The organism is Leptospira weilii, from assembly GCF_006874765.1.
In the GTDB taxonomy this organism is placed as follows: Bacteria; Spirochaetota; Leptospiria; order Leptospirales; family Leptospiraceae; genus Leptospira; species Leptospira weilii.
Genome location: NZ_CP040841.1, coordinates 107,101 through 125,000, shown reverse-complemented (window position 1 = coordinate 125,000; position 17,900 = coordinate 107,101). Strand labels below are relative to the sequence as shown.

13 protein-coding genes and 2 pseudogenes (1 of these 15 running past the window's edge) are annotated in these 17,900 nt (G+C 34.9%); 8 read left to right on the top strand and 7 right to left on the bottom strand.

All coding sequences use genetic code 11. From position 1 onward, the window contains the following. On the top strand, window positions 1-199 hold the 3' end of the coding sequence (locus FHG67_RS20125; RefSeq protein WP_002630122.1) for an STAS domain-containing protein. 200 nt of this gene lie to the left of the window's left edge; the window shows 199 of its 399 coding nt (coding positions 201-399); its start codon lies off the left edge, out of view; it ends in the stop codon at window positions 197-199. A 107-nt stretch (window positions 200-306) separates the two neighbouring features. Here the strand turns inward: FHG67_RS20125 and FHG67_RS20120 are convergent, their stop codons facing one another. After that, on the bottom strand, window positions 307-699 hold the full coding sequence (locus FHG67_RS20120) for a hypothetical protein (RefSeq protein ID WP_004501591.1): 393 nt from the start codon (window positions 697-699) through the stop codon (window positions 307-309). Between the two features lie 950 nt (window positions 700-1,649). On the opposite strand from FHG67_RS20120, the gene FHG67_RS22780 reads away from it, so the two are divergent. Further along, window positions 1,650-1,856: a hypothetical protein gene (locus FHG67_RS22780; protein ID WP_085985936.1), complete on the top strand. Its 207-nt coding sequence runs from the start codon at window positions 1,650-1,652 to the stop codon at window positions 1,854-1,856. Window positions 1,857-2,076: 220 nt separating this feature from the next. Next, a pseudogene (locus FHG67_RS22935) lies at window positions 2,077-2,185 on the top strand (IS110 family transposase); the annotation flags it as partial. 9 nt (window positions 2,186-2,194) lie between these two features. Here FHG67_RS22935 and FHG67_RS20110 read toward each other — a convergent pair. Further along, on the bottom strand, window positions 2,195-3,793 hold the full coding sequence (locus tag FHG67_RS20110; protein ID WP_002630095.1) for an EAL domain-containing protein: 1,599 nt from the start codon (window positions 3,791-3,793) through the stop codon (window positions 2,195-2,197). Between the two features lie 1,189 nt (window positions 3,794-4,982). Between FHG67_RS20110 and FHG67_RS20105 the strand changes: the two genes are divergently transcribed. The 4 genes from FHG67_RS20105 (at window position 4,983) to FHG67_RS20090 (ending at window position 10,014) form a co-directional block, all read left to right on the top strand. Beyond that, window positions 4,983-6,104 carry an AraC family transcriptional regulator gene (locus FHG67_RS20105; RefSeq protein ID WP_004495051.1) on the top strand — a complete coding sequence of 374 codons (1,122 nt, stop codon included), beginning with the start codon at window positions 4,983-4,985 and terminating at the stop codon, window positions 6,102-6,104. A gap of 286 nt (window positions 6,105-6,390) precedes the next feature. Further along, window positions 6,391-7,530 (top strand): helix-turn-helix domain-containing protein, encoded by a 1,140-nt coding sequence (locus FHG67_RS20100; protein WP_004500825.1) that lies wholly within the window; start codon window positions 6,391-6,393, stop codon window positions 7,528-7,530. Window positions 7,531-8,430: 900 nt separating this feature from the next. Then, window positions 8,431-9,600, top strand: coding sequence for a helix-turn-helix domain-containing protein (locus FHG67_RS20095; RefSeq protein ID WP_004500887.1), 1,170 nt, complete (start codon window positions 8,431-8,433; stop codon window positions 9,598-9,600). 21 nt (window positions 9,601-9,621) lie between these two features. Then, window positions 9,622-10,014, top strand: coding sequence for a TetR/AcrR family transcriptional regulator (locus FHG67_RS20090; RefSeq protein WP_004495054.1), 393 nt, complete (start codon window positions 9,622-9,624; stop codon window positions 10,012-10,014). Between the two features lie 1,094 nt (window positions 10,015-11,108). On the opposite strand, the gene FHG67_RS20085 is transcribed toward FHG67_RS20090, so the two are convergent. From FHG67_RS20085 to FHG67_RS20075, 3 genes are all read right to left on the bottom strand, one after another. Next, a complete protein-coding gene (locus tag FHG67_RS20085; RefSeq protein ID WP_016759592.1) occupies window positions 11,109-11,510 on the bottom strand; it encodes a hypothetical protein in 402 nt (133 codons plus the stop codon). A 375-nt stretch (window positions 11,511-11,885) separates the two neighbouring features. Continuing rightward, complete coding sequence (locus tag FHG67_RS20080) at window positions 11,886-13,604, bottom strand: EAL domain-containing response regulator (protein WP_004495053.1); 1,719 nt, start codon at window positions 13,602-13,604, stop codon at window positions 11,886-11,888. Window positions 13,605-13,943: 339 nt separating this feature from the next. Beyond that, the gene (locus FHG67_RS20075; protein ID WP_036075544.1) at window positions 13,944-15,551 is read right to left on the bottom strand and encodes a sensor domain-containing diguanylate cyclase; all 1,608 of its coding nucleotides are present in this window, start codon (window positions 15,549-15,551) and stop codon (window positions 13,944-13,946) included. Between the two features lie 514 nt (window positions 15,552-16,065). Between FHG67_RS20075 and FHG67_RS22775 the strand changes: the two are divergent. Further along, a pseudogene (locus tag FHG67_RS22775) lies at window positions 16,066-16,364 on the top strand (IS481 family transposase); the annotation flags it as partial. A gap of 246 nt (window positions 16,365-16,610) precedes the next feature. Here FHG67_RS22775 and FHG67_RS20065 read toward each other — a convergent pair. Together FHG67_RS20065 and FHG67_RS20060 are read right to left on the bottom strand one after the other, a co-directional pair. Next, window positions 16,611-17,309, bottom strand: a complete 699-nt coding sequence (locus tag FHG67_RS20065; protein WP_051060277.1) for a FecR family protein — start codon at window positions 17,307-17,309, stop codon at window positions 16,611-16,613. 129 nt (window positions 17,310-17,438) lie between these two features. Continuing rightward, a complete protein-coding gene (locus tag FHG67_RS20060) occupies window positions 17,439-17,846 on the bottom strand; it encodes a hypothetical protein (protein ID WP_036075518.1) in 408 nt (135 codons plus the stop codon). Between the last annotated feature and the right edge of the window lie 54 nt (window positions 17,847-17,900).

Below are 17,900 nucleotides of genomic sequence, written 5' to 3'. Positions count from 1 at the left end.
TACAACTCATATCGATTCCTCGGGACTTGCGGTCCTTATCAGCACGCAAGCCAAATTGATGAAACAACTCAAAGGTGCCTTGATTGTTTATTCAATTCCGAGTTCGATTGGTAAGATTTTCGAATTAACTCGATTAGATAAACTCATCACTATGTCGATTGATTTGGACGAAGCGGTCGATAAAGCGATGACATATTAATCCGATTCGCTCTTCACCCAACTTTCTTAAACTCGAAACAATTTTGAGTTTAAGAAAGATTATAAAACTCGTCTCCCCTATCAAGAAATCAAAAAAGCTAGTGGAAATTAGTGTCCGTCTTTGATCAAGTAATCCAGATGCAATCGAATATCGGGTTCGTCGTTTATATCTTCCAGAAAAATGTGATTGGGAGCTTTTCCATTTAAAACCTGAATCAATTCCGTATCGTTTTTAGCCAGATAAATCCCGTTGAAGACGGAATAGTTTTCAATCCATAACTCCAATTTCTTAGATTTAGATAATATAATACAATTATGATTCGCACGAATAGAATCCGAGAGCATCTTTCTAAAGTTAGTCAGATTGATAAATTCCTCATTCTCAATCTCATTCAAATCCAAAATATAAGGCCCAGTAAGCTCATCTAAAATCGATAAAATAACATCGCGAACGTTCACGATAGAACGATTGTCAACGATCCCCGACAACTTGATTAACATCACTTTGATATCTATTCCATGCACATTGAATGCAACAAACTCATTACTGACCTGCATTGGTACCCTCATATTTTAAATTTTACACATAAGATAGAATATATAATTTTGAACGGTTGTACAAATCATTATAAGGCCTCGGACTTTTATGTATGATCAAATCACTTTATTGTCTTCAACCGACAAACTTAGTTTCTTGTACAAAATCCAATCCGTTTCTAAACATCTATTTCGTCTTGCACGTTCAAACTTCTCTTCTATTCCCCTCTCCTTCTGTCCGTTTTAAAATTGAAATTTTTATCTTCATAAATTGGATTAGAACTACTGATCCCTACATAATAGAGTGTCCAAAATTTTACGTTTCAACATGGGATTTGTGTTCAAATTAACGGTACTCCTTTATGTAAAGATCAGTAATAATTAGATTCATATTGATTTTGAACCTTCAAAAATAAGAAACGCATTCAGCCCATTGGTTTGAATGATAAAAGAATAGAAATGCGCAACACTTTAAACCCCCCGGTTATCTTGGAAATAGAACGCAACCCGATCGTTCCACACTCATTAAAAATCATTTCGAAGACCAGAGCCAATATATGGAAAAATCTTTTGAGCCGAATGTTTTACTATAAAACTCTTTAAACTTTAAAAGAACCCGGAACACTCAGCACATTTATAGTTTATAAAATCTATTTACCTCATTCGCCGCATCCTATAAAAGGAACACTTTTTTATTATTAGCTCTTCTGAATTTACAAAACTCTCTATACATTTAAGATTTTAAATTTTTCTAATTTATCAATTCGAATCTAGAATTGAAATTTCAATACTTCACTTTGATAATTCTGTAAAATGAAACAACTCTTATCGCTTCAACTTATATAGATAACAAGGTGTTTCAAAATGAAGTAGAAAATTATGGAAATAGAAATCTATAAAGTTTTTATTTAAAATTGAGAAGATTTACCACTCGGACGCATGAAAATAAGCGATCGGTTTTGCAAAAGTACAACGGTTCTCAAAAATTAAGTCAAATCGGGAAATCCCGACTTTTTAAAGGAAGATTCCAATATTCTAATTTTCGAAATAAGCTTGTCATAGTATTCTATTCGTGCGTTCGAGTAGTAAATGTAAGCACTTGCTACGAAACTGAGAAATAAAAAATCCATTATAATTTAGAATCAACTGAATGAATCGAAACCAACAAGTAGCATTCGATAATAACAAGAAAAAATAACTTACTTTAGACAAATGGCTCCCCTTCCCCTTCTGAACTCGAAAAACGTGGGTTATTATGCGAAGCATTTACCACAACAATACAACCAGAAGCAACTCAAGTGAAAAGAAAAGTATGTAGAAACGAATGCCTACAAAGAAACGATCCGTATCGCGTATTTAACGAACAAATCGAAAGATGTGATGAAAGAACAAAAGATAATGAACTCAGATCAAAAAATTCGTAAACAAGGTCAAGTCAGAGTGGAGCGAGAAATACATTTTAGAATTGAAACCGAAAGGAAGAAAGATCCGTAATTTGAGCTGGTTTTCCATAGTGAAATCCTTGTAAAAAGTTCGCCCCATAATCAATTGCAATACTTTCTAATTCCGCATTTTCAATTCCTTCAAAAACCGTTTTTTTTCCAAGGGACAAAAGAACCTGAGAAATCGCCTTCAAAATGCTTCTTTTACTTTGATTGGTATCGACACCGATGACCAAACTTTTATCTAATTTTACGTAATCACATTCAATTTTTTCAATCCTGGAAAAATTAGAATTTCCTATTCCAAAATCATCGATCGCGATCTGAAAACCAAAGCGCTTTAAAATTGCCATTTGCTCGATGATTAGAGCTGCTTCTTCGTAACGACTTTCCGTCATTTCAAGAACAACAGAATTCGGCAGGAGATTTAATTTCGAAAAGTAAGAAATTAAGTTGTCCGCGAACTCAGGATTTTTCAACTGAAACGGGGATATATTGATTGAAATTAAAGAATTGGAAGATAAAGATTCATTTTTTTGAATTTGAGACAAATCTAAAAGCGCATTTTGAATAACCCAAGCCCCAATAGAACTGATCAAACCCGATTCTTCCGCTAAAGGGATAAAAATATCCGGACTAATCATCCCTTTAACGGAATGATTCCAACGTGAAAGTGCTTCTAAGGAATGTAGACCTTTGGTTTCCGAACTGACAATCGGCTGATAATATAGAAGAAGTTCTTTTTTATGTACCGAGTTTCTGAGAGATAAATACGTTGCGATTAAATTGGAGGAATCATTTTGATTTTGGGTCGCATACCGACTAAAAGGAGAATCGATCACTTTTCTAAGATTCGTTTTTAAACCCTTGAGAATATTGAGAGGACTGGTATCCGTTTCAGAAGTATGAAATCCTCCGATGGAAAGTTTCAAATGAAACTCGTAATTTTCGATCTGGATCGTATTCTTCATATAAGAAATCAAGCTCGAAGGAATCCAATTGATGTCTACATCTGGTTTGTTGATTTGATACGCAAAAAAGATCTGGTTTGTGGAAATGCGAAAACCGACGTTTTGGTTATTAGTGATAGTTAAAAATTCAGCATGTAAATCCAAGAAAACAGCTTCGTAAATCTGAGTTTCGTATTTATGAAGAGACGGATGATTGTAAATTTCAATATTAACGAGATAGAAATATGTCTTTTCCAGTTTTAAAGTACGAACCAAATCGTGTTTTAAAGAACGAAATCTTTGGATTCTGTGTTTCTCGGAACAAGATAAATTCCTTGTAGTAGATTCGATGTGTACAAGTATATAACTGCCCTTTGGATTGATTTCAAAATCGACCTTGTAAATCCGGTCATTTTCTGATCGAACCATAAGTTGAATGTTTCTATCGTTTTTAAATTTTCGAAGCCCTGAAATATTCGAGTGCCTATTGCCATAATCAATAAACCTCTCGACCGCCTTTTTGAGTTTTAGATCCGAATTCAATAAGGAGTTATAACTCGGTTCTGAATAGAGTTCTTTCCCTTCAAAATTATACAGCGAATAACTAAATATATCCGATGAATGAATTTTATTTTCGACAAAAAGATCGCTGTATTCAGAAATCATAAGCTCATTGTATCGTAGAAATTCATTTTTTCTTTTCATCTTATAATCTAAAGTTCAAAAGAAATTCGATTCAATTTACAACAATCAGGATGAATTCTCAATTCTAAGAGTAAGAATCCGGAAGCTATAAACCATTATTGAGGAAATTGTAGAATAAACCCTTTATGAAAGTAAAAATGAGTAGTTTCCGTATTATATAACCGAAAACGAGAGGTATCTTTTTGAACAGCCATACCAAACTAAAACTGCAAATCACTGAAAAAAATGATATCCTACTCCCCTATTTCTAAATCTACTTTTACAAACTCACTTAAAAATGATTTTTAAAACAAACTGAAAAGTTTCCAAGCGCAAACAGAAATAAAATTTTACTTTCATTCTCAATTTCACAAACCCCTAACTCTTTTCTTTAATTTTATACGACTTACAAACTAACAGCCGTTTTCATAGCTTGGCTTCTGTTCATATCCGATTCGCTTTCATCAATAAACGAATTTTTAATTTTATATCCGTTATACAAAAATTTAATCCTAGATTTTTATGAATTATAAATGAACCATACTTATCAAAATATAAAATAGCATAATTGAATTCTTTAATTCGACATTATTTTGAACATCTTTCAACAGAGTTACTACAAATCTACAGAGATGATTTTTTAATCTCTCTTAACGTTGTAGCGTTAGATACAATATATTAATTGATTTTTACTTTTAATTCCCATTAATGTTTCAAAAAACTTTAAATAACTTTTCAAAAAATAAAAATCGTATTTTGATCGTATTATTTGTTGTTTGAGTATTGATCTAAAAATAAGTTATAATTTCTTACAATAAACATTTTCTATATTATAAAGAGACTCATATAAAGTTAATTCAATGATAAATCCTCAAACATTTTACACACAAAAGGAAATATTACTCATCCGAAGGAATCTTTATCTATAAAGTTGTTAGTCAAAATAAAAGTATTAACGAATATTCAAAATTTCTTTTACAATTTAAATGTCATTTCCACATTCGTATATAAAATGATTCGTTTAAGTTGAATTTGAATGGACCAAATTGCATTCAATTTAAAAATGAATCTATTGATTGAAATAGTGAGTTCATCAAACTTTAATTAAAAACGAGTTTTTGTTTTTTAAACAAATAAATTAAAGAAAACAAAAAACCCACAATGGATTATGATGAATATTTTAGATTCGATACTAGATAAAGAAATCTTATTGAGTTTAGTAAGATTTGGAGCGGGTTTTGCTTTAGTTTTAGGAATTGGAAGTTGGGCTCGCGCAAAAAAACAGATAGATTATCTGATTTCATCAGTCTTAATTCTTACTGCGATTTTTCAGTTTGTGGACGAATTCAGCTTGAGTATAATCTCCCAAACTTGGTTACGAAAATCTCTTTTTTTAATTGATATTGTAGCTTTAGCCGCCAGTGGAACTCTCGTATTTTTAATTTCAACGATGAGTTTTAAAAAGTATTCGAAACTTCCTTTGATTTACTATTCAAATCTTTTAGGTCCGTTTATTCTTAGTCTTCCGATCATTACTTTTTACGAACAAGAAGGTAGTAAAGAACTCGAATTTTTCCTTTTTGCAGCGGATTTATACGTTTTCGTTTACTTCGTAATTGCAATTGCGAACATCTTTATCGACAAGAAATACGAATTTTCCACGGTTAATTTTAGAAAGGTTTTTACTTTGGTCGTTCTGACATCCCTGTGTATTCCCCTAGAAATCCTCGGAATTGTATTTGAAAACAAATCCCTAATACTTCTTTCCAGTGTGCATACAACATTTGCGGTTATTTTTTATTACTTTCTTACCTTAACTCACCCCAATTTACTGGATTTTTTCTCCTTGGAACCGGGAAAAAACTTCGTTAAACGTTCTCTTTTGCATGATGTGGACATTGACGCTCTTGAAAAAAAACTGATTCATATCATTAAGGAGGAAAGAATTTACTTGGACGAAGACATTCGCCTCCCGGATGTTTCCGAAGAACTTGGAATCTCCGTACATCAACTTTCTTTCTTCTTAAATAACCATCTTGGCATGAATTTTAACAATTATATCAATCGATTTCGGGTCGAGGAAGCAAAGTCAATGCTCATTAATGACCCGTCTCGCTCCGTCGTTTCCGTCGGAATCGCGGTCGGTTTCAATTCGAATTCTTCTTTTTATAAGGCTTTTCTTAAAGAGACTGGAATGTCTCCGAAACAATTCCGAGAAACTCAAACAAAGGTGATTCATTTCCAATCTTCGCCGACAACAGATGTCCCTTCAGAAACCAATCTTTCTCTATGATTAAATCGAGCTTAAAACCGGACATTCTCGGTCAAAATTCACCTTTTTCCAACGAGCAATTTGCAGCAATTCCATTTCAGATTAAAATAAATTCCAAAATAGAATATCTGATATTTATAATTTTCTTGTTTTCAAATTATATTTACCGATGACTTCGTTCAAAATCAAACGTTATAATGAAATAAATGGAAATAAAGCGTCCCCGCGAAACTCGGTTGCCGCAAAAATTCCATAAAATTACGACCGAGCGTTTGCAAAAATCTTTTTGTTTCAGGAATCAATTCAAATGTTAAATGCAAATACCCTATTCGATATCATATTTTCAGAAATTAATTTATTTTACGCTCACGCAGCCGGAGTCGGAACGGGAATCGTAATGGCTATTACCAAACTCTACGCCGGTAGAAGAGACGAATTCAGCAAAGCCTATGGTACGATTCTTTTGAGTGTAAGCATCTTCCTGATGACCAACAATAAAGTAATCTTTCCGCAAGAAACCGATCCAAGATTGATGAAAGACCCCATGTTTCTAGGAATTTACTTCGGTTTAGTCCTTTATGCCTCGGCCGCGGTTTTATTTTGTATGATGTTCATCCTTGACGGTTTGGAAAATCCTTGGTATTACTGTAAAAGACTGACCGCTATCATCCCAATTACAATGATAGGTGCGTTTTTTTTACCAGGTACGATTTACATTTGTCTTTGCGATTCGGCGACAATTCTAATCACCCTTTACGCATCCGGATGGGCCATTTACAAAATTCATTCTTCTAAAAAGGCAAACGTATTTTTTAACTTTCCGTTTATCACACTCGTTATCACTTCCTCATTGATTTTGGATTTGGCCGGAACCTTGACGAGTTCTACAAAAATGCTTATGTTCTCAGAACTCATTCCCGGGTTTATGATCGCTTATATTACCTTAATCGAACGTTTCTTCCCCGTTCTTTTCAGTAAAGCCTACGGTGAATCGAATAAAGCATTTGCAGATAACCAAGCCCTTTCGGATTTTTCGGCGGATAATTTAATCGAACCCGAAGAAGATCAGACCGAATCTACTAGAAATATTTTGGAAGGTGTGGAATTGGACAAGATTGAAGAAAGAATCAATTCCTTTCTCCAAGTGAGAGGTTATGCGGATGAAGAACTTCGTCTGCCGGATTTTGCTTCTTACCTCGGGCTTTCCACACACCAAGCCTCTTATTATCTCAACAAACACATGTCCATGAAATTCGCGGATTTCTTGAATATGAATCGGATCGAAGATGTAAAACGGAACCTTCGCGATAAATCACACATGAATTTATTACAAGTTGCGTTAGAATGCGGTTTTAATTCGGCATCTTCATTTCATAGAGCTTGCGTAAAATTTACAGGGAAATCTCCGAGAGAATTCAAAAAACAACTCATCAATTCCCAAAATTAAAATCTCGTTTTTTAAAATAGAAAAATGAAATTTTTTTCGACCCCGGCAAAATAAGAAGATTCCGTTTTTAATCACAACAAATACAAAGCCACTGTGATTATCGAATTTTGCGGCAATCACTTTTATCTTTTCCATGTCCTACGGGGCCTTTATTTGGGAAATCATACCATGAAAGTTATCAGGTACCAAATCGTATTATAAAAATTGATTATTTAAGTTTAGCAACTTCCAAAACAGCCGCCATAAAAAGATAATCTTTAATCTGATTTTTAAGGTAAGAGTAAGTCCTAACTTTTTATTTTCAAGATGAGTTCGTTTTTGTAAGAACTTTTCAATTTAGAAGAGTTTTAAATGGAACTAAAATTCCCACAAAAGCTTATTTCTTTAGAAAAAAATTTTCCTAAAGAAATGACAAAGCCGTAATGTCGATATAAAAACACATTTATAACATAAGTTGAATGCCTATCTGACATAGAGGAGGCTGATTATCAATTTTTTAGTTTACTAATACTACGCCTTCCAAGACATGGCTAATAGAATCATTCCTTAAGGAACTGTCGAGACGACTGTTCTTTGATTTAAATGATTCAAGTTATAGAAGAACCATTCATATTCATATGATTCCATTGTGTTTTAGAAAAATTTGCATTTTACAAACAATCGAATTGTTATTTCGAAATTTTATAATTCTAAATCGATTCTTAAATTATATATTTCACTCTTTGCAAATTAGCAAAATAAAACGAAAACATATCCCCGCATTCATAAAAAAGATAAATAATAATCAAAGTAGAAAAAAAACGAGACCAGGCCAGAGGTTCTCGATTTGAAAATTCAAATCCTACAACATTAAAGAGCTCATCGTTCATGAATACACTCATCCAGAATTTCCTAAACTACATGTATAATTTGAAAATCTTACCGGATTTCGAAGGCAGAATCTTTTTAAAAAAATTCGCCCTACAAAAATTGATCGAAAAAAATATCTTCTTCACGTTTGTATTTTTCTTCGTCGTTTATTTAGCGATCCGGAATCAAATTATCCCAGAAATAGCGACTTCCGCAGATCTATCTAAACTTAAATTGATCTCTCTGATCTGTGGAGTCTCAGCTTATTCTTTTCTACTACTTCGGCTTGTTATACTGACGATTCTTGGAATCCAAGTATCCTATCAAATTATTCTTAGAAATGCGGCATTTGCGATCGTTCTCTCTTTTTTATTCCTAATGTACTTTGAAAAATCCTTTTCCATGGTAATTACAGGGGAATTTTTTTGTTTTGGAGTTTGCGCTTTCACCGTATTAGAATCGGGTTATCTGATCCATTTCCGAAACTTCAAAAAAGAATATTATTCCTTACTACCTATTCTTGGGGGGATTGGGTTTGGAGCTTTGTTAAATTTAATTGGAACTTTATTTTATAACGTCTATTGGAATAACATTTCATATTATACTTACATGTTTTCCATTTTTATTCTCTATCTTTTAAAAAGAAAAATAAAAATTCAGAACGAGACGGACGTGCAAAAATCGATTTTAAACTCGGAAATTCAAGAAATCATAGAACAAACAAACCCAAAATCGGGAATGGAAGCTTTCGAATCTAACGAATATACAGTAGAAGAAAAAAATCTTCTTAAAGAAGACGACCTAAAACGCGCAGAAGATAGAATCAAAGGTTTTATTCAAGAAAAACTTTATGCAGATGATAGCATTCGCCTAATTGACCTTTCAGCCTATTTGGGAATTAGCTTACACCAAGCTTCCTTTTACTTAAACAACTATAAGAACATAGGTTTTTCGGATTTCATCAATCAAAATAGAATGAACGACGCAATTCGACTTCTCGTGGAAAAACGAAATATGAATTTATTGGATATCGCTTTCGAATGCGGATTCAATTCTTATACGTCTTTTCACAGAGCTTGCAAAAAATGGACCGGTTACTCTCCGAAAGGACTCAGAACAAACACTTTTCTAACAAACGAATCTAAAAACGAGCATATAGATATACCTATAGGTTCCCAAAAAGTCGAAGCATTGAGTAATAATTTCAAGTCGAATGGCTAGGACACAAAATAATTTTCTAACATGATTGAAAGAATTCTTAAAAGGACAATGCGGCTATTTCTTTTTGCGGGTTTTGCCAAAACAAACACCGATGAAATCGCAAAACACAGAGGAATCAGCAAACGAACCTTTTATCGTTATTACAATGCAAAGGAAAAGTTGATCAACGCAGTATTCAATTTTTTGAAAGAACAAATTATGGCCCAACATGAAGCGATCATAAAAGACAAATCCAAAGACCCTTCTAGTGCTTTTGATACGGTTTTTAATATTTTTCACGGGATTGAAAACGAAAAAAGCAACTCTCAACTTAAGAATCCTATCGTACATTCTCATCCGGATACGGATGCCCACACTCTTTTTTTCAAATCATGGATTTCGACACAGAGCAAGAAATCTCATCTAATGGGGTGATCGATCTTCAAAGCGTAAGAGACAAAAAAAATCTACTTGGCTAACAAATACAAATTAACCAAATAGACTCAGTGCTTTGTTTATGGAGATATAGGAGCTAATTAGCCGAGCAGTTATATGTCCGCGAAAATCTTTACTATTCCTATCATAGCAAAATTTTAATGTTAAATCTCCCCTAGTTATAATCTGAATTCAAGAATCCAAAGACGACGAGTGTTCAAATTTTCTACTGCCCTTTATCTTCTTTAAGAGTTACTCCGAAAGAGATAGCGAGTCGTATTTGAAAGGGGGTTTATTCTGAATTTTCAGATAAATAGTCTAACGTGAGTTCGGCGTGAGAAAAATCGGGTGAATAAGAAACTAAGTGCAACGACTTCCCTGAGCGCAGGAGCTTTCCTAAAAAGCGTTCCACTGAGTTCAGAGAGCGATCAATCCATCGAACGACCTGGATGCCGATCCATAGAGAGGCATCCGCTGAGTTAGGAAATGAGATGCTGAGTTACTCCACCGGCCTTCTTGACTCCGTCAAATCAAGAGTATCACACTTCGAACTGTCTTACGTCCAAGAATCATACTAATCTATGGACGCGTTGATTTCACAACAAGTTGTGAGCCCACTCACGACGCGTTGGCTGAAACATAGAATCACTTTCGCATTTATTATATCGAACTTCGCGTTAGTTTATTAAAAAATCATTTGAAATCAAACTTTAAGACGATTGAAATAGAAAATAGATCCGGCAACAAATCACCTTTTCCTGAACAATCAAGTAAGGCTTTTTATTCCAATTCTCTAAATTTTTTAAAAAACCTATGAATGACATGTTTCAAACAAATATAAATTTTTTTGAATCAAGATAGAAGATTTGTTATGAGCACTTGAATAAATAAAAGGAGAAACTTATTATTCTTTGAAAATGGAAAAGATTTTAAAATTATCTACCTGGCCCGTTATTGCGAACGAAACCAGATAGACGAGTGTAATAGAGTGAGTTCCCTTCTACAAGAAACATCATAACTTATTCTCTAAAAGTGTTCTCTTCAGAATATAAGATGAATAAAATTATGTTGAATCACGAAATAGCTTTCTGATTTTAAAATTCAAACTCCTGAATTAAAGAATCTAATTCCAAAGCCTCTTTGAGTTCGCCAAAATCTGCTACTGGTTTTACCTCTCTCAGTTTATTGTAATTCATAATCCAGTTATAAATTTTTTGATCTGTCGTCACGATAAAATACCGAGTAAATTTTTCAGAGATTATATGTAAAATTCCTGTAAAAGCCCGCACAAACTCCGAATTGAGATTAGTCACTTTTCTGATGTCCAATACCAACATTCCCTCCATCTCATAAAAGATAGAACTTAGTTTAGCCGGAATTCCCCTTAGAGTTTCATGATTAACCATGCCTGCAAATTCGATTACTAAAAGTTTATAACGAATCGTATTGACCTGCAGTTCCTTTAATTCGTGTTCGATTGTTACAGTCTGACTCATTCTTGGCTCCCAAAACAAAAAGAGGTCTTTTAAAATAAACTTCAAAAAGTCTTTGTGTTTATAAGGAGTATATTTGAACCGATTATGAAATGCTTTTCAGCTTATAGCATGAGGGGTAAAAATTAAATTGCACACTTACCGAATTCTAATTTTCTCCGGACATGAGGAAACACCGAGAAACTAGAAGCTATCTCAAAAATATCTTAGAATAATTGGAATCGGAGTTTTTAGCAAAGATAAAGTATTTTTGAGATAGCTTCTAGTTTGTGAAACGATTACCGATCTCTACATAATAGAGTGTCTAAAATTCCGCGTCTAAACGCGGGGTTTGTGCTCAAATTAACGGTATTTTATTTTATAGGGATCAGTAGGAAATCAAACTAAGTTTAGAATCGTTTCTGCATAAATGATTTCTTCCGCAGGTTCCATTAAATAATACCCTTGCGAATAGTCTATATCCAAAGATTTCACCGCTTCCAACTCCTCTTCTTTGGATACAAACTCGGCGACTACTTTAGCGCCGATTGTGTGGGCCATTTCCGTTATCGCGGCAGCCAATCGATATGAAGTTTGATTTTCATGAATTCCTTGTATAAATTTGCCGTCTATTTTGATAAAATCCGGCTGAATTTCCATCAGTCTTTCAAAATTGGAACGCTCCACCCCGAAATCATCAATCGCAATTTTGCAACCGATTTCTTTCAATTCTTGAAGAGAACGAGTAGAATTGGAACATCCATTCCAACGATCGTTTTCTAGAATTTCAAAAATCACCCGATCTGGAGATATTCTATAATGCAAAAGTCGATTCATCACCCAAAGTGGAAACCCTTTCTTATCCAAATCGGATTCGGAAATATTGATGGAAAAAGAATATTCGGAATGTTTTGAGAAATATTTAAACGTTTTTTCAACCATTAAAGGAGTGAGTAATCGAATCAGTCCCGTGGATTTTGCGATTGGAATAAACATCGCGGGATTATAAATCTGCCCCCCTTCCATAATTCTCGCTAAACATTCGTATTTTGTAATCCTTTTGAGCTTGTTATCGTAAATTCCCTGGAAGTAAGGAATTACATTTCCAGCATTCAAAGCTTCGTTGAACTTCCGACCCAACTTCAGGTTTGCATAAATTCGGTCCACCTTGTTGGTCGCTTCCGAATAAGAAACATATTCAACGGAAGAATCATTGCTCGCAGTCATCATTGCAAGTCTCGCTTTGTCATATACGTCCGATTGGTCCGACGAGACTCCGATCGAAATTTTAACCTGAAAAGAAATCCCGTCCACTTCGATACATTCGGACCTGAGAAAAATACGGACGGCACTCAATAAGGAATAAAATCGATCCTCTTCGATTTTCGCCAGAATCGCAATCATGTTGTCGTAAATATGAAAAATTTCTCCGTTGTAGCCTCTTACAAAACAATTGAGGACCGATAAGAATTCGGATAACACCTTGCGATATGTCTCAATTCCGAAATTTTCAGCGATAGAACCGAAAGACTCTATTCGAATGAGAGCAAGACTGGAACTTTCGTTTTCGATCAGTCTTTGATCGATTCTTCGTTTTAAATTTTCGAAATTAGGAAACAAAGTTTCACGATTGAACAGATACGTTTCTTCCAATTTAGAACTGAGTTCGGCCACCTTTCGATTTTGAAAGTAAGCTTTTACCGCTTCGGAAATGGTCAGAGTCAAATCCTCAGAATCCCAGGGTTTTGAAAGATATCGATAAAGATTTGCTTTATTCAGCGCATTTCCAAGGGTTTTCGCGGAAGCATAACCCGTAAGCATTACTTTATAGATTTGAGGATATTCTTGATGAATTTGAATCAGTAGTTCGTCCCCTCTTTTTTCACGCAGTACTTGATCACAAATGACCAAAGGAACGTCGATTTGTTCGGATTTACATCTCTCCAAAATTTCCATGGCAGAATCTGCATCTTCCGCGATCTCCACTTCGAATCGGCTTCCAAAACTGAGTTGAATTGCACACTTGATACTCTTCAATATGACAACTTCATCGTCTATTACCAATATAACCGGCTTGATATTCAAATTTGTATTTTGAATGAATTCGTTATTTCCCATCATACTTCATCTTTATTTTAAATTTCATTCTCTAGTTCTTAAAAAAAGGTCCAACAATTCTAATTTCAAAATAGGTGCTTCCCTTAAGAAGAATCAATTTATCTCTTGTCGTTACCAGACCTAATTGCGCAATTATTACGATGCAGAAGTTTCTATCAACTAACATTGAATTTAAAAATTCTTTTTCTATCAATTGTGCGTTAAAAACTTTGGTTATTTTTTATTTTGGATCTAAAATTAAAAGGAAATTCGATGTCTTAATTTTTGTAGAGTTATAATCTGAATTGAGATTATCGATTTACGAAAGATTTCAAAACGAATTTAAAATTTGGATATAATTTAATTCTTCAAATCTGAATGGGAAAATATTTTCGGATCAAAAGCACAAACCCGGTTTCTACCCGAAGATTTTGCTCGATACAACGCCTGATCCGCATTTACGAAGGCTTCCTCCAAATCCAACACCCCTTGTGAAACTCCAATACTCAACGTCACCGGGTTTCCATCGTCCAAACGAACTTGATTTTCCACTTCTTTGCGCAGATCTTCTGCGATGTCGGTTGAAGCTTTCTGACCGGCTCCGAATAAAAAGATGGCAAACTCCTCTCCACCCCAACGACAAACCGCATCGGTTTGTCGAATCGAACGACTAAGTACTTGAGCGACTTTTATCAACGTTTTATCTCCAGTATCATGTCCGAACTTATCGTTCACCTGTTTGAAATGATCGATATCCACTAGCAAAATCGTCCAATCCTTTCCGTGTCGATTTCCAATGGCAAGGGACCTCTGGGTCAATTTTAAGAAGCCCCTTCGATTCCAGATTCCGGTCAATGGATCTGTGTGAATCAACTTGGACACCTGATTCATCGAAGAACGCAACTTGACATACAATATGAGCACAATGAAAAACGTAAATACAAGCACCCAAAAAGGGAGTAGGTTTTTTATTATATAAATTATATATTCAAATATTTTAATCTCATGAACGAGCCAGATTTCTTCATCCTTAATTTTGTTTCCGATCCAGAAACTTCCTTTTTCGAGAGAAAACGAGTCCTGCGGTTCCATAATCATGGAAATCACCGAAAGAGGAAGCCGCGTATCCAACTTAAAAGTTCCGGATTTTGCTATGATTTTTCCATTTTCATCGATGAGCATGCTTTCTCCGATACAATCCCCGCTTTCCAAAATTCTCTGCATCGCGTCCAAACCTATATCGATCGAAGCGACGCCGATGAATTTCTCATTTACATAAACGGGTTCGGAAATTGTAATCATCAGTCCTTTCCCGGCAAGGTCATCGTAAAGATCGGTTATAATTTGGCGCCCGGTCGGATTGATTTGAGGGGTCGCCTGAGTCCAATACGGGCCCAAATAAAGGTCATCGGTAAAATAATAATTTTCATCCTTAAACTTCGGAGTAATATAGAGGAACTTTTGTTTAGACAAATAGTAAGCCCAGACAACCTCACTTTGTTTTTCAGTCAAAGACTCGAATTGTCCTCTTAAGTTCAAAGCGGCCTCAATTTCTTTGAGGATGGAAGGATTCAATTTAGAAACCGAACCCATTGCGGTAAGAGTTCCCGAATCTGCCCCTTCCTTATTTTCCCGACTGATATGGGGAATTCCAAACCTGTTTATACTTGGATAATTTTTGAATTTTTTAACGAGACTTGGATTTGCGGATGTATCTTCGTAAAATGTCAGATAGTCCGAAATCGATAACCCAAGCGCCCTTGTTTGCGAACCGACCCTACGAATATAATCCTTCATCACGCGAGTTCTCATACCTACGACTCGGTCAATTTCTTTTTTCATTCTCAGATTTTCATAAACCAGAAAAAATAACAGCAAAACAAAAACGATTGCCAAAAGCGAAAAGAGTATTCTCTTCTTGATTTTTACATTTTCAACTTGTGCATTAGTGTAAGTTTTAAATTGCAACTTGATCACCTCGATACCATAAATGGATAATAGCGCTTTAATAGATCGATGATACAAGTTCTATCGAAAAAGAAATCCAAATTCTTTTTCATCATTTATCATAATAAAACTTGAGAATCCATATTGTAAAACGTAGTCGATCTGAACTTTTTAATTCAGTTTCCGAATACAGAATGGAAAAAATACGAACATTTGACAAAAACAGCTTCTTTTGCTATTCAAAAAATATAATTTAGCAGAAAGACTTTCTGCTTATATGAGCTTACAAGCTATTTCGTAACAAAAGTAATCTTACCTAGTATTTATAACATCTTAAAAGTCACCGAATCACAGCAATAGAAATAATTTCACTTTATAATAAGAAAAGATTAAGCTCAAAATAGCCATAAAACTTGGTAAGAGTATTGCTTTTATAAAGACAAATATACGAAGTCGATTCTTACTTTGTTGTAAGGTCTTTCAGGCACGAAAACCTACGATAACAAGAAAGAATTCGTCCCGGTAAACCTCAAGAGAACGGCCGCATGAGGTATTGGGTCAAAAAACTCCTTCCCAGCTTTACAAACATTCAGAGAGAATATTTGTAAATCGTATTCCCGAAATACTCTATCCGGATCATTTTGAAACTCGGAAGCGGATGACGGTTGCTTTTATTGGAAAAATCAAAGATACTTCATCACTAAGAGTTTAGCTGGAGAAAGAATCGGATTTGAGCCAATCGAAGACGGCCTTTGGCGGATCTATTTCAGCTTTGTAACAATCGAATATTTTGATGAACGAATTCGAAAAATAATCAGGACTTTAAAAGTGTAGCCCATGTCTCTGGTTTAAACTGTTACCTATGTCCCAGGATGTACAGATTTTGGGTGGTGGGGTGATGAGCGACCCGTAGGGAGCAAATCATTGAGCCTGGAAGCGGGAAAACTTGGGAGATTTTTTTCTATCAGAAAATCATACTTTTTGCAAGTAAAAAGACTCATTTTGTCGGAACACTTGAAAAATACGGCCTTTGATCCTTATCTCAAAAGCCTTCTTCATTTGTGGGTTAAACTTCAGGTATTAGAGGGACTCCAATTTCTTTTTTGCCAACTCATATACGACCTGAAACTGTTCGAGTGTCATTTTGTTTTGCGCGCCTACCGGTGAATTTTCGATTTCACTGTGATTGTGCACGTAAGGAACATTCAATTTTTGTAAATCTCCCGGAGTAATATAAATCGTTTTATCCCCTTTTGTTACGGATAAATAATCGGAATCGTTGATTTTTTTAGTATGATTTTGCCTGTTTTCCAATTCTATATGACCCTCACAATGACAGATAAACGTCATATCTCCGTAGACCGAAGTATAAAATTTCGTTCCTCTCACTCCCGCAGTTGTTGTCGGAGTATGGAGACTCATTCTCTCCCCTTTTACTAATTTGTTCGTTAGGATCCAAGTACTTCCTTTGTCCTGAAAAAAGGCTTTTTCATCGGTCTCTTCCTTTACTTGAAATCGGGAATCCGATTGAATTTCAATCAAGTAGGAATTTTCACCGAAAACAAGCGAAGCTACGGACTTAGTCCCTGTAATGACTATATCTCCATTTAAGATCTCCTGAGTAACGGTCGCCTTTAAGTTTTGATCTCCTCTTTGAACGGAAACTTCTCCTTTTACAAAAGTAATCGCCCCCTTTGTTCGATTCGATTGTTTTTTACCACAATAAATACTTAACCCACTTACACAGACGACAATCAGTATCACCGATATTTTTTTCATAAATTCTCCAATCCAGGAAATCCAATTTGAATCGAGTCCATGGATGTTTTCGGATTCCAAAAAGGCAACCGAAATATTTTAGGCGTATTTTTTATATTCAAAATATATACGATCTTTTATAATGATAGTTTATCTATGCGACAACTTACCTGCAAGATAACTTGTTGGTAGATATGCCCCTACCAAATCTAGTATGGTAAACCATATCGGCGATGGTAGAATTATAATATTTGCGATGCCTCCTGCCAGGAAAAGGATACCTACCGCTAAAGCAAACTTAATCTTATGACTCGCACTTACCATTGCGGTTAGAAACGCTCCCGCAAATGTTCCAAGAGCATGAGCTAAAAAAGGAAAAATAAAATGTTTAGGCTGGAATAAATGCATGGATGTTTTCAGTCCTTCCATCGTAGTCACATCAGCTCCATCCGGCGGAGGTATTATATGACCGCTGAGCATGATGATTCCCATATTTACAATACTGCCGAAAACAGCTCCCGCTATTACCGCTATTGCATTTCGAATGATTGGATTCATATTCTATTGTCCTAATTTTGTTTTCTGATCGACGATTCGTCCCAAAACTCAAGC

What these genes read in the sequence shown, in the direction of transcription:
- FHG67_RS20105 (WP_004495051.1), top strand. Translation starts at nt 4,983, where the DNA reads ATGAATATTTTAGATTCGATACTAGATAAAGAAATCTTATTGAGTTTA.
- FHG67_RS20060 (WP_036075518.1), bottom strand. Translation starts at nt 17,846, where the DNA reads ATGAATCCAATCATTCGAAATGCAATAGCGGTAATAGCGGGAGCTGTT.
- FHG67_RS20080 (WP_004495053.1), bottom strand. Translation starts at nt 13,604, where the DNA reads ATGGGAAATAACGAATTCATTCAAAATACAAATTTGAATATCAAGCCG.
- FHG67_RS20085 (WP_016759592.1), bottom strand. Translation starts at nt 11,510, where the DNA reads ATGAGTCAGACTGTAACAATCGAACACGAATTAAAGGAACTGCAGGTC.
- FHG67_RS20120 (WP_004501591.1), bottom strand. Translation starts at nt 699, where the DNA reads ATGTTAATCAAGTTGTCGGGGATCGTTGACAATCGTTCTATCGTGAAC.
- FHG67_RS20090 (WP_004495054.1), top strand. Translation starts at nt 9,622, where the DNA reads ATGATTGAAAGAATTCTTAAAAGGACAATGCGGCTATTTCTTTTTGCG.
- FHG67_RS20095 (WP_004500887.1), top strand. Translation starts at nt 8,431, where the DNA reads ATGTATAATTTGAAAATCTTACCGGATTTCGAAGGCAGAATCTTTTTA.
- FHG67_RS20065 (WP_051060277.1), bottom strand. Translation starts at nt 17,309, where the DNA reads ATGAAAAAAATATCGGTGATACTGATTGTCGTCTGTGTAAGTGGGTTA.
- FHG67_RS20110 (WP_002630095.1), bottom strand. Translation starts at nt 3,793, where the DNA reads ATGATTTCTGAATACAGCGATCTTTTTGTCGAAAATAAAATTCATTCA.
- FHG67_RS20100 (WP_004500825.1), top strand. Translation starts at nt 6,391, where the DNA reads ATGTTAAATGCAAATACCCTATTCGATATCATATTTTCAGAAATTAAT.